The organism is Streptomyces viridochromogenes DSM 40736 (genome assembly GCF_000158955.1).
GTDB classification, from domain to species: domain Bacteria; phylum Actinomycetota; class Actinomycetes; order Streptomycetales; family Streptomycetaceae; genus Streptomyces; species Streptomyces venetus.
Genome location: NZ_GG657757.1, coordinates 6,689,928 through 6,702,400 on the forward strand (window position 1 = coordinate 6,689,928; position 12,473 = coordinate 6,702,400).

General features: G+C 73.2%; 9 protein-coding genes. 5 read left to right on the forward strand and 4 right to left on the reverse strand.

Annotated features, from left to right (window positions below):
* Nucleotides 1-17: 17 nt before the first annotated feature.
* The 3 genes from SSQG_RS29435 (at nt 18) to SSQG_RS29445 (ending at nt 6,986) form a co-directional block, all read left to right on the forward strand.
* Nucleotides 18-1,373 carry an HEXXH motif domain-containing protein gene (locus SSQG_RS29435; protein ID WP_003993568.1) on the forward strand — a complete coding sequence of 452 codons (1,356 nt, stop codon included), beginning with the start codon at nt 18-20 and terminating at the stop codon, nt 1,371-1,373.
* A gap of 137 nt (nt 1,374-1,510) precedes the next feature.
* Nucleotides 1,511-2,395 carry a hypothetical protein gene (locus SSQG_RS29440; protein ID WP_039933870.1) on the forward strand — a complete coding sequence of 295 codons (885 nt, stop codon included), beginning with the start codon at nt 1,511-1,513 and terminating at the stop codon, nt 2,393-2,395.
* Between the two features lie 58 nt (nt 2,396-2,453).
* Complete coding sequence (locus tag SSQG_RS29445; RefSeq protein ID WP_003993570.1) at nt 2,454-6,986, forward strand: WD40 repeat domain-containing protein; 4,533 nt, start codon at nt 2,454-2,456, stop codon at nt 6,984-6,986.
* Nucleotides 6,987-7,067: 81 nt separating this feature from the next.
* Here the strand turns inward: SSQG_RS29445 and thpD are convergent, their stop codons facing one another.
* The 4 genes from thpD to ectA are packed head-to-tail and all read right to left on the reverse strand — an operon-like array spanning nt 7,068 to nt 10,180.
* Entirely contained in the window at nt 7,068-7,946 is an 879-nt protein-coding gene (gene thpD, locus SSQG_RS29450) for an ectoine hydroxylase (RefSeq protein ID WP_003993571.1), read from the reverse strand.
* A gap of 17 nt (nt 7,947-7,963) precedes the next feature.
* Nucleotides 7,964-8,362, reverse strand: a complete 399-nt coding sequence (locus tag SSQG_RS29455; RefSeq protein WP_003993572.1) for an ectoine synthase — start codon at nt 8,360-8,362, stop codon at nt 7,964-7,966.
* Nucleotides 8,359-9,627: a diaminobutyrate--2-oxoglutarate transaminase gene (ectB, locus tag SSQG_RS29460; protein WP_003993573.1), complete on the reverse strand. Its 1,269-nt coding sequence runs from the start codon at nt 9,625-9,627 to the stop codon at nt 8,359-8,361. Before ectB ends, SSQG_RS29455 begins: the two co-directional genes overlap by 4 nt.
* A gap of 58 nt (nt 9,628-9,685) precedes the next feature.
* Nucleotides 9,686-10,180 (reverse strand): diaminobutyrate acetyltransferase, encoded by a 495-nt coding sequence (gene ectA, locus SSQG_RS29465; protein ID WP_003993574.1) that lies wholly within the window; start codon nt 10,178-10,180, stop codon nt 9,686-9,688.
* Nucleotides 10,181-10,402: 222 nt separating this feature from the next.
* Here ectA and SSQG_RS29470 point away from each other — a divergent pair, with 222 nt between their 5' ends.
* Nucleotides 10,403-11,719: a bifunctional cobalt-precorrin-7 (C(5))-methyltransferase/cobalt-precorrin-6B (C(15))-methyltransferase gene (locus SSQG_RS29470; RefSeq protein WP_039933874.1), complete on the forward strand. Its 1,317-nt coding sequence runs from the start codon at nt 10,403-10,405 to the stop codon at nt 11,717-11,719.
* Complete coding sequence (gene cobM, locus SSQG_RS29475; RefSeq protein ID WP_003993576.1) at nt 11,716-12,465, forward strand: precorrin-4 C(11)-methyltransferase; 750 nt, start codon at nt 11,716-11,718, stop codon at nt 12,463-12,465. The genes SSQG_RS29470 and cobM overlap by 4 nt, the downstream gene beginning before the upstream one ends.
* The last annotated feature ends 8 nt before the right edge of the window (nt 12,466-12,473 follow it).

Consider the following 12,473-nt stretch of genomic DNA (forward strand, 5'->3'; position numbering starts at 1 on the left):
GTCCGGAACACACGACGGTGACACCGGCCGCGTTCCGTCTGGACGGCCGGCGGCTCGCCGCGCTCGCCCGGGGCGGCGGGGGCGCCGCGGCCGTACGGCTGCTCGGGGACAGCGAGTACAGCCGGCGGCTGTTGCTGCTCAGGGCCGTCCTGGACCGGGCCGGTGAGTGCGGCGGAGACTCGCAGACCGCTGTGAACCGGCTGTTCGGCGTGCTGTCCGACGCCCGGCGTACGGCGCCCGACGTGACCCGGCGCATCCTCGGCCACCCCTCGGTGGGGCCACGGCTGGTGACGACCTGGCGGGCGCTCGACACGAGCGCGCCCGCGACCGCGGACCCGTTGCCGCTGGCCGAGGTGGCGGCCGCGTCCGCCCTCGCCACCGGACTGGACACCTCGATCGGCCTGACCGCCGTCCGACCGGGAGCCGTCCTGCCGGGGCTGGGCGCGGCCCGCCTGCCCGACACCGCTCCGGGGACCGCCCTGCTGCTGCGCGGCAACCGCGCGGGCTCAGTCCTGGAAACCGGGACCGGCCTGCGCGTGGACCTTCCGCCGATGACGGCGTTGCGCGCCGAACACGCGGACTGGTGGCCGCTGCGGAGCGCGACCGCCGAGCCGCAGGCGTGCCTCCTGATCGACGACGTCGACCAGGCCGTGGCGACGGGCGCCGAGCGACCGTACCGATTACCCGCCGACGAACTGCGTACCTGGCGGTCCATGGCCGCGGCGGCCATGAGGCTGCTGCGGGCCCGGCACGCCGAGTACGCCGCCGAGCTGGATGCCGGCCTGCGCACGCTGACTCCGGTGCCCCTCGCCGAGGGGGCCCGGGCGCGCCACAGCGCAAGCGCGGCCGAGATGTTCGGCGGAGTGACGCTGTCCCGGCCCGCGCACGCTCGCGACCTGGCCGAGACACTGGTCCACGAGATGCAGCACAGCAAGCTGGCGGCCGTGATGCACCTCGTCGACCTGCTCGCCGAGCCCGGTGCGACAGAGCCGGGAGCGCGGTACTACGCGCCGTGGCGGGACGACCCGAGGCCGTTGTACGGCCTGCTGCACGGCACGTACGCCTTCCTGGCCGTGGCCCGCTTCTGGTCCCGGGAGGCCGCTGTCGTGTCCGACCCGGCTCAGCGCCATCGGGCGTATGTGCGGTGTGCCCGGTGGCGTGAGGCGGCGTCGGAGACCAACGAGGCGATGCTGGCCGACGGGAGCGAACTGACGGACACCGGGCGCCGGTTCGTCGCCACGATGGGCGGGTCGCTGGCCGAGCTGTGCGCCGTGCCGCTGCCCCGGTCCGCCGTGCGGGAGGCACGGCGGCAGGCGGAGGCACACCGCGCGCGCTGGACGGAGCGGAACGGGGCCGGCGGGCCGGAGAGCTGAGGCGCGACGACTGCGTGCTCCGGCCGGCAGAGCGGAGCGGAGCGGACGAGTGCGACATGTCCGGTGTTGGGCGGGTCGCGCACGGGGTAGAACACTCCCCGCATCAGGTCTTCGGTCGGGCCATGGGGGTGGTGGGGATGGGAACCGTGGTGCTTGTGCACGGTATCGGGAACCTCGTGCGGGGCGCGTCGCCGCAGCAGGCCGCGGAGCTCAAGGCCGCCGCCGCGGCGGAGCGGCTGAGCAGGGGCCTGAACGCGGCAGGGCTGTCCCATGTGCCGGTGCCGAGCCTGGTCATGGCCTACTACGCCCACCAACTCGCCGATGACTACCGGCCCGAACAGCAGTCCGCGGACGGGAGCACTCTGGAGGACCTGACGCCCGCCCAGGAGGGCGAGGCCTGGGAATGGCTGGAGGCGGCCGGAGTGGCGCCGCCCCGGGAAGGCCAGGCCGGCATGCTCTCGCCGCTGCGGTGGGCCGTGAACCGGCTCGTCGAACAGCGCGCCGGGGACGACGCGCCGTCCGAGGCCCGGCGGCGGCTGGCGGAACTGCTGTCCCGCCTCGTGGTGGCCATGCTTCAGGACACCGACGCGTACACCTCACGTCCCGGGCGCCGGAAGGCGGTTCGGGCGACCGTGGCGCAGGCCGTCCGCGACCACGACGCACGGGTCGTCGTCGCCCACTCGCTGGGCAGCGTGGTGGCGTACGAGACCCTGCACGCCCATCCGGACCTGGAACTCGACCTGTTGCTCACCCTCGGCTCGCCGCTGGGGCTCCCCGCGCTCATGCGCAAGCTGGACCCCGAACCCGTCGACGGGCGCGGGACGCGGCCCCCTGGCGTGCGGCACTGGGTGAACATCGCCGACGTGGGCGACCTGCTGGCGGTGCCGCGGGAACTGGGCGGTGCCTTCCCGGTCGACGTGCACGCGACCACGGACATCGGCCTCTTCGATCCCCACACCCTCGGCGGCTACCTCTCGGCCGGACTGACGGCGGCCGCCCTCGCGCCCTACTTCACGGACTGATCCGTCACCAGCTGCCGCACACCCGGGAACTCATGCCGTACGGAGGGGGAATACGGCCGTGACAGTGCACGCACTCGTGGTGGGCGCGGGGAGCTTCCCCGCGCGCGTCCCGACCGAGGAGGAAGAGGCCGAGGGGGTGCTGCCGCTCGAACCCCTGCCGAGCGTGGCCGACTCCGTGCGGAACGTCGCGCACGCCCTCCAGCGGGCCGGCCTGGACGTCACCGGGCCCCTGCTCGACCCGACACCCCTCGAGTTCCGCCTCGCGTGGCGGGCGGCGCGCCACCGGGCCGGGCAGGATCCCCTCGTGGTGCACTTCAGCGGCCATGCGCAGACGGTCGGAACCGTGCTGTACCTGGCGATGACGGGAACCACGACGCTCCCCAAGAAGATCCGCGGCACCAGCGTGGACTTCGACGACCTGCTCCGGGACGCCGAACACGAAGAGGGCGGGCCGGTCCTGTTCCTGCTCGACGTGTGCGGCGGCGGTACGGCCCTGACCTCGCAGCTCACCCAGCGCCTGCTCGGTATGGAGAGTCGCAACGCCTGGGTGATCGCGGCCTGCGCCGCCAGGAAGATCACCTACGGAGCGCGCTTCAGCAAGGCGACCGCCTCGGTGATCGACCGCATCGCCCGCCGCGCGCTGGACGTTCCTCCCGACCTGGAACACGTTCCCGTGACCCTGCTGGCGGAGGAGATCGACGCCGAACTGGAGCGCATCGACGCCGCCGAGGGCATGCCGAAGCAGGACGTGGTGTGCACCAAGCACGACGAGGCCTCCCAGCCACCGGCGCCGTTCCTCCGCAACCCGCACCACGCCGTCGACGCCGCGGAGCAGTTCCGGGCCGAAGCGGTCGCCGCTCTGCGGCGCTACGCCGAAAAACTGGATCCCCGGCTGGACCTGCACCACTTCGCCGCCCGGGCCGCCGGCACCCCGGACGCGGAGGCGTTCTTCTTCAGCGGGCGCCGTACCGAGCTCAAGCGCATCGAGGAGTGGCTCGGCGATTGCGACCCCCGGCGGAACCGCCTCCTGGCCGTCATCGGCAGACCCGGAGCGGGCAAGTCGGCCCTCCTCGGGGTGACGGTGTGCACCGTCCACCCCCAGCTGCGTCCCCTGCGGGACCGGCTCGACCTGCGTGATTTCCGCCCCCCGCCCGATCCCCGGCTGCTGGCCGTGCACGCGCACCACCTGTCCACCCAGGACGTCGTGGACTCGCTGCACCGGCAGGTGAGGGCACTGCGCACGCCCAGGCAACTGGGCGGACGTCCGCCTGCGCGGGCGGAGGCGACGAACGCGACCCCCGAGGAACTGGCCGCGGCTCTGCGCGCGGTCGGCGACGTCACCGTCGTACTCGACGCGCTCGACGAGGCCGACGACCCCGACGGGCTGCTGCGGCACGTGCTGCTGCCGCTCGCGGGCGAGGGCGGCGATCCGGTGCCCGGCTGCCGGGTGCTGGTCGGTACCCGGCTGTGGCCGGACAGCCTGCCCGACCTGCATGCGGCCGTCGCCGGCCACCCCGATCGACTCCTCGACCTCGACGCGGAACGACCCGCGTCACTGGCCGAGCACCTCGCCACCTACCTGGGCCGGCTGCTGGACACCGATTACCCCGCCGACGTCACGGAGATGATCGCGCGCCGCCTGTCGGGCCCCGCCGAGCACGGGGCGTTCCTGACCGCGGCCGTGTACGGCGCCCACCTGCGCAGACTCTCCCGGGCGGGCACACTCCTCTCCCGGGACGAGATCGCCCGGGACCTGCCGTGCGATCTGCCGGGGATGCTCGAACTGAACCTGCGCACGCTCACCGCCGAACTGCCCTGGACCGGCGCGGTGCTGGCGGCGCTCGCCCGGGCGGCCGGGCAGGGCATGCCGTCCGGCCTCGTGCACCAGGTGGCCCTCGCGCTGCGCCCCGACGCCCGTGACGGGGCGCTGCCGCCGCGGCTGAGGGACACGGCCGAGGCTCTCACCGAGGCGCGGTTCTACCTCCGGTCCACCCACGACCCCGGTGCCGATCCGGCCCTGGACGGCGGGAAGCTCTACCGCTTCTTCCACCGGGCGCCGGCCGAGTACCTGGCGGAGCGCACGGATCCCGGAGCCGTACTGCGGGCCCTGCTGTCGACCGTGCCGGCCGAGCACGGTGTCCGCGACTGGTCCAGGGCGGACCGTTATCTGCGGCGACACGCGGCCGACCACGCGGTGGACGCCGGCCCGGACCAACTGGACGCGCTGCTGGAGGACGTGTCGTACCTGCTGCACGCGGACCCGGAGCGGCTCGTACGGCACCTGCACCGCGCCCGCGGTCACCGGGCCCGGCTGCACGCCGACGTCTACCGGCAGACCACGGCACACCATCCGCTCCGGCACATCACGGCCGTACGACGGGACCTGCTGTGCCTCGACGCGACCGTGTGGCGGGACACCGGGCTGTCCGACACGCTGGCCTCCCAGCCGGGCCTGCCCCCGGCACCGACCCGGCCGGTCTGGGCGGCGAGCCGGACGGCGACCACGGCACGGCTGCAGACCCTCGGCCCGCATGCCGGGCCGGTCTCCCGGGTGATGCTGACTCAGGTGCCGGACGACGAGGGGGCCGGGGTATCGGAGTGCGGCGGGACGTACGCGGTCGTCAGCACCGGGGACCTCGACCGGACACGGTTGTCGGACCCGTTCAGCGGCAGGACCCTGCGCACCCTCGGCGGTCTGTCGGGGCCGGTCCGGGCGATCGCGCCGGCCCGGCTCGCGGACGGCCGCCCCGTCCTCGTCTCCGGAGGTGAGGACGGTCACTTGTACGTCCACGACCTGCGCACCGGCGACCGGGTCCGTCGGCGGGCGGCCGGCATCGGGCCGATCCGGACGCTCGTCACCGTCACCCTCCCGGAGGGCGGCACCCGCGCGGTGGCCGCCGGGCAGGGCAAGACGCTGCTCCTGTGGAACCCGGACGACGGCCGCCTGACCCGGCTGGACAGCTCTCTGGTGCTGATCTCCGGACTGGCCGCCACGCGACTGCCGGACGGCACCCCGGTCGCCGTCGCCGTCGGTGAGGAGCAGGCGGCCCGGGTCTGGGACGTGCGGACGGGACAGCCGCTGGGCACCCTCGGACCGCACGCCGACTTCGTCCGCGCGGTGGCCACGACCACGCTGGGCGACGGCACGGTCGTGGCCGTCACCGGCTGCTACGACGGCCGTGTGCTGGTGTGGAACGCGGCGGACGGGCGCAGGCCGCACGTGCTGACGGGGCACGCGGACCGGGTGACCCGCGTGGCCGCGGGTACCGCCGGCGACCGGCACGTCGCGGTGAGCGGTGACCGCGCGGGGCGTGTCCTGGTGTGGGACCTCGCCGCGGGCCGGCGGCTGCACGAGCTGGTGACCGCGGGCCACGGGGTGATCACCTCCCTCGCGCTGGTCGAGGACGGCGGGGGCGGACGGGTCGTCACGGGCTGCGCCGACGGACGAGTCGCCGTGTGGGAACTCGGCACCGGACGGCGGACCCACGTCTTCGCCGCGCATCCCGGTGGCGTGCACAGCGTCGACGTGGCGCTGATCGACGAGCGGCTGGTGGCGGTGAGCGGCGGCGCCGACGGCAACGCCGTCGTCTGGGACGTCGTGGACGCCCGCCCCGACGCCCCGGAGACCGGGCACGAGGAGGTGATGGAGGCGGTGGCCATCGCCGCGCCGGAGGAGCGGCCGGCCCTGTGCGTCGCCGGGGGCGGCGAGCGGGGTGCGGAGGTGCGGGACCTGGCGACGGGCGACCACCGACACGTGCTGGACGACTCGGGGCGCCGGTTGCTGGTGCGGGCGCTGGCGACGGCCGACGTGCCGGACCTGGGGCCGGTCGTCGTGGCGGGCGGCCGGGACGGTTCACTGCGGATGTGGGAGCTGACGACCGGAAAGCTGGTCCACAGGTTTCCCGGCGGGCCGGGACGGATCAGGGCGGTGGCCGTGGGCCGCACCGCGGACGGCCGGCAGGTCCTGGTCGCCGGCGGAGACACGGCCGTCGCGACCGTGTGGGAGCTGCGGACGGGGACGCGGTTGCCGACCTTCACCGGGCACGGCGGCCGGGTGACGGCGATATCCCTGGCCGACGGTGGCCGCACCCCCGGCCTCGTGGTCAGCGGTGACCGCAGGGGCTCCCTGCTGGTGTGGGACGTGTCGACCGGGTCCGAAGTGGCGGCGCTGACCCGCGGCGACCGGCGCATCGAGGCGGTGGCCACCGCCGTGCTGCCCGGGGAACGGACGGTGGCCGTGTCCGGTGGGGACGGGGGCGCGGTCCGCGTGTGGGACCTGGACCGTCCGGGGGTGTCCGAACCTCTCACCGGCCTGCGGCAGCGGGTGACCGCCCTGGCCACGGTGCGGCTGCCCGGAGGCCGAGTCCTCGCCCTCGGCGGGGGCGAGGACCGGCGTGTCGTCCTCTGGGATCTCGTCACCCGGCAGCAGCTGGCGGCGCCTTACCACCTGCCCACCGCCGTCTCCTCGATCGCCGCCTGTGCCACGGGATTCGTCGTCGCGCACGAAGCGGGGACGGCGAGCTTCGCCTGGTGCGCGGAACTCCTCACCCCGGTGTCCGGAGGAGAGGGGTCCCCGGCCCCGTCGCCCTGATCTCACCGCACCGGCGTGAAGTCCCGCGCCCCGATGCTGTGTTCTCCGGGGGCGACCCCCGGGCCCCCGGCAGGGGGTTGGTCACCGCACCGGCGTGAAGTCCCGCGCCCCGATGAACTCCGGCCGCCGCACCGGCGCCGCGAACGGTTCCACCGCCGTGTTCTCCACGCTGTTGAAGACGATGAAGACGTTGCTGCGCGGATACGGCGTGATGTTGTCGCCGGAACCGTGCATGCAGTTGCAGTCGAACCAGGTCGCCGAGCCCGCCGCGCCGGTGAACAGGCGGATGCCGTGCTCGTCGGCGAAGCGGGTCAGCGCCTCGTCGGACGGTGTGCCCGCGTCCTGCATCTGGAGGGACTTCTTGTAGTTGTCCCTCGGCGTCCGGCCGGCGCAGCCGACGAACGTTCGGTGCGAGCCCGGCATGATCATGAGGCTGCCATTGGTGGCGAAGTTCTCGGTCAGCGCGATCGAGACCGACACCGTGCGCATCCGCGGCAGGCCGTCCTCGGCGTGCCAGGTCTCGAAGTCCGAGTGCCAGTAGAACCCCGAAGCGCCGAAGCCCGGCTTGACATTGATCCGGGACTGGTGGACGTACACGTCGGAGCCGAGGATGCGGCGGGCGGTGCCCGCCACGCGTTCGTCGCGTACCAGGTTCGCGAAGACCTCACTGATCTTGTGCACCTCGAACACCGACCGGACTTCCTGGGTCCTGGGTTCGACGATGCGGCGTTCGTCGGTGCGGAGCCCCGGGTCGTGGAGCAGCCGGTCGAGTTCGGTGCGGTAGGTCTCGGTCTCGTCGTCGGTCAGCAGGTGGCCGTCGGTCAGGAAGCCGTCGCGTTCGAACGACTCCAGACCGGGGGAGGTCGGCCCCCAGACGACCGGATCCCTGCGGGGTGTGATGACCTCCGCGGGGCCCCGGGTGGGGTACAGGTCCTGGACGGCCGTGGTGGTCGCGGTCATTGGCCGGTCCCCTTCCGTCAGGCGTTGGGTTCGGGGGGCGGGTAGCTGCCGTTCTCGTCGTGGTCCTCCCACCCGGTGACCGGGGGGTTGAAGACGCACACGCAGCGGAAGTCCGTCTTGGGGCGGAGCGTGTGCCGCTCGTGGCCGTCGAGCAGGTACATCGTGCCGGGCTTGATCCAGTGGGTCTCGCCCGTCTCCTCGTCGGTGAGTTCGGCCTCGCCCGCGACGCACAGCACGGCCTCGACGTGGTGCGCGTACCGCATCGACGTCTCCGTGCCCGCGTACAGCACGGTCTCGTGCAGCGAGAAGCCGGCCTTGTCCCTGGCGAGCACGAGGCGTTTGCTCTCCCAGGTACCGGAAGCGGCCCTCACATGGCGCTCGGTGTTCTCGATCTCGCTCAGTGACCGGACTATCACGTCGTCTCCCGTACCGACCGGGCGAGGATCCGCAGCCCCTCGTCGAGTTCCTCCGGAGGGATGGTGAGTGCCGGCAGCAGCTTGACGACCTCGTCCTCGGGCCCGGACGTCTCGACCAGCAGCCCGAGTTCGAAGGCGCGGCGGGCCACGGCCGACGCGCGGTGCTTCTCGGTGAACTCGATCCCCCACACCAGTCCGCGTCCGCGGACGGCGGCGCCGAGCCGGGGGTGCTCGTCGCGGATCGTGTGCAGCGCCTGCTCGACCTGTTCCCCGCGCGTGATGGTCTGCTTCTCCATCCGGTTGTCGGTCCAGTACGTCTCGAGCGCGGCGGTCGCGGTGACGAAGGCGTGGTTGTTGCCGCGGAAGGTGCCGTTGTGCTCACCCGGTTCCCACACGTCCAGGCCGGGCCCGAACAGGCACAGCGACATCGGCAGGCCGTAGCCGCTGATGGACTTCGACAGCGTGACGATGTCCGGCGTGATGCCGGCCTCCTCGAAGGAGAAGAAGGCCCCGGTGCGTCCGCAGCCCATCTGGATGTCGTCCACGATGAGCAGCATGTCGTGCCGGTGACAGAGATCGGCCAGCTCCCGCAGCCACTCGCCCCGGGCCACGTTGACGCCGCCCTCGCCCTGCACCGTCTCGACGATCACCGCGGCGGGCTTGTTCAGACCCGAGCCCTGGTCGTCGAGCAGCCGCTCGAACCACAGGAAGTCCGGCACCCGGTCGTCGAGGTAGTGGTCGAACGGCATGGGGGTGCCGTGCACCAGCGGGACGCCGGCGCCGGCCCGCTTGACGACGTTGCCGGTGACGGCCAGCGCGCCCAGGGACATGCCGTGGAACGCGTTGGTGAAGGAGACGATCGCCTCGCGCCCCTTCACCTTGCGGGCCAGCTTCAGCGCGGCCTCCACGGCGTTGGTTCCGGCCGGGCCCGGGAACATCACCTTGTACGGCAGTTCGCGCGGGAGCAGCACCAGATTCCGGAAGGTCTCCAGGAACCTGCGCTTCGCGGTGGTGGCCATGTCCAGGCCGTGGGTGATTCCGTCGGCCTCGATGTAGTCGAGGAGGGCCCGCTTGAGAGCGGGGTCGTTGTGGCCGTAGTTGAGCGATCCGGCACCCGCGAAGAAGTCGACGTAGGTGCGGTCGTGCTCGTCGCGAAGGCGGCTTCCCCGCGCGTGGACGAAGACGGTGGGCCACCCTCGGCAGTAACTGCGTACCTCGGATTCGAGGCTTTCGAATACGCTCAGATCCGGCTGCCTTTTCGTCATGACACTCCTAGGTGCGGGAAGAGCCTGAGCACCGGCACTTCTGCGGCGCCGCCGAATTTCAGCGCAGTGGTCCGATGCGGTACAGGTACTCGGGCTCGTGGGCCTCGGGAAACAGCTCCGCGGGAAAGAGGAGTTCGCGTTTCAACGGTGCCCTGTGTCGTTCGGCGAAGGAGAGGAACAGCTGCTGGGAGGCGGTGTTGTCCGGGCTGATGGTCGTCTCCACCCGGTCGATGACGCTCTGCGCACACAGTCGGCCGGTGAGGTGGTCGAGCATGGCGCCGGCGAGGCCCCGTCCGCGATCGGCCCCGGTGACGGCGATCTGCCAGATGACGAGCACGTCGGGCCGGTCGGGGCGGCGGTAGCCGGTGGTGAAACCCATCGGTGCGCCGTTTCCGTCGCGAGCGACCGCGGAAGTGTGCGCGAAATCGCGGAACCACAGCAGGTAACTGTACGGAGAGTTGACGTCGAGTTCTCCGGATTCGCGGGCGATACGCCAGACAGCGGGACCGTCCGCGATTGTTGGTTCCCCGATGTATTCCGTCAGTGTCGTCATACGGAGCACCTTTGTTCCACGGTCACCGGGTGTTACCGCATTCCCGGGGCGTGTGCGACTACTCATGTTACGTGGGTGGTCCCGACTCGGCCACGGGACCAATACTTGAAACCCCAACCGTGATCGGGGAGAGGGCGGCGACGGCCCACCCGAGCGAGGATGCGCTGGTCACCGCCCAGTAGAGTGCGCCTCTGTCGTCCCCGAAAGCCGAGGTACCGCGCAGTGACGCCCGCACCCCCCGCACCGACCGCCACCGTGACCGTCGTCGGGATCGGGGCCGACGGCTGGGCGGGGCTGCCCGGCGTCTCCCGTGCCGCGCTGAGCGAGGCCGAGGTCCTGATCGGGGGCGCGCGCCAGCTGGATCTGCTGCCGCCGCGGTGCACCGGACAGCGCGTCGCCTGGCCGTCGCCGCTGCGCCCCGCCGTCCCCGGCCTGCTCGCCGCGCACGCCGGGCGCCGGATCGCCGTGCTGGCCAGCGGAGACCCCATGTTCTACGGCATCGGACGCGCCCTCGCCGAGGAGACGGACGCCCTGCGCGTCCTGCCGCACCCCTCCTCGGTCTCCTACGCCGCGGCCCGGCTCGGCTGGCCCCTGGAGGACGTGGAGGTCGTCACGCTCGTCGGCCGGCCCGCCGCCCGCCTCGCCGCCGCCCTGCACCACGGCCGGCGCCTCCTCGTCCTCAGCGCGGACGCCACCACCCCCGGCGAGGTCGCCGCCCTGCTGCGGGACCGGGGCTTCGGTCCCAGCCGGATGCGGGTCCTGGAGCAACTGGGCGGCGAGAAGGAACACGCCACCGCCGAGTCCACCGCCGACGACTGGCAGCACCCGCCCGGCGACCCCCTCAACATCGTCGCCGTCGACTGCCGCCGCGCCCCCGACACCCTGCGGCTCGGCGCCGTGCCCGGGCTGCCGGACGAGGCGTACGAGCACGACGGGCAGCTCACCAAGCGGCACGTCCGCGCCGCCACCCTCGGGGTTCTCGCGCCCGCGCCCGGTGAACTGCTGTGGGACATCGGCGGTGGTTCCGGATCCATCGCCGTCGAGTGGATGCGCACCCACCCCTCGTGCCGCGCGGTCACCGTGGAGCGCGATCCGGCGCGCGCCGAGCGGATCACGCGCAACGCGGACCGGCTCGGTGTGCCCGGCCTGCGGGTCGTCACCGGTGCCGCCCCCGCCGTCCTCGCCGAGCTCCCGCCCCCCGACGCGATGTTCGTCGGCGGCGGACTCACCGCGCCCGGCCTCCTCGACGCGTGCTGGGAGGCGCTGCCCGACGGCGGGCGGCTGGTCGCCAACACCGTGACGCTGGAGTCCGAGGCGCTGCTCGCCGACGCCCACCGGCGACACGGCGGCGAGCTGGTGCGGCTCGCGGTTTCGCACGCCGTGCCGGTGGGGGGCTTCACCGGGTGGCGGCAGGCGATGCCGGTGACCCAGTGGGCCGTGCGGAAAACCCTCGGCACCGCGGGCCTCGGCGCCCCAGGACTCGGCACCGCAGGACCAGCCACCCCAGGACTCGACACCCTTTCGGGAGCAGACAGATGACCGTGTACTTCATCGGTGCGGGCCCCGGTGCCGCCGACCTGATCACGGTGCGCGGCGCCCGCACGCTCGCCGCCTGCCGGGTCTGCCTGTACGCGGGCAGCCTGGTCCCGCGTGAACTGCTCGCCGAATGCCCGCCGGACGCCCGGCTGGTGGACACCGCGCAGCTCGACCTGGACCAGATCACCGCCGAACTGCTGCGCGCCCACGAGGAGGGGCACGACGTGGCCCGGCTGCACTCCGGGGACCCGTCCGTGTTCAGCGCGGTGGCCGAGCAGATGCGGCGGCTGGACGCGGCCGGGGTGCCCTACGAGGTCGTCCCGGGCGTCCCGGCCTTCGCCGCCGCGGCGGCCTCCCTGAAGCGGGAGCTGACCGTGCCGACCGTAGGCCAGAGCGTGATCCTCACCCGTGTCGCCAACCGGGCCACCGCCATGCCCGAGGGCGAGGACCTCGCCACGCTCGGCCGCAGCGGCGCGCTGATCGTGCTGCACCTGGCCGCCAGGTACGCGGACCGCGTGGTCGAGGAGCTCCTCCCGCATTACGGCGCGGACTGCCCCGCCGCGGTCGTCGCCTACGCCTCCCGCCCCGACGAGATCGTCATCCGCGGCACGCTGGAGGAGATCGCCGGGAAGGTGAAGGAGGCCGGTGTGCTGCGCACCGCCGTGATCATGGTGGGGCGGACGCTGGGAGCGGAGCAGTTCCGGGACAGCCACCTGTACTCGCCGGAGCGGGAACGCCACGTGTGCTGAGCACGGTG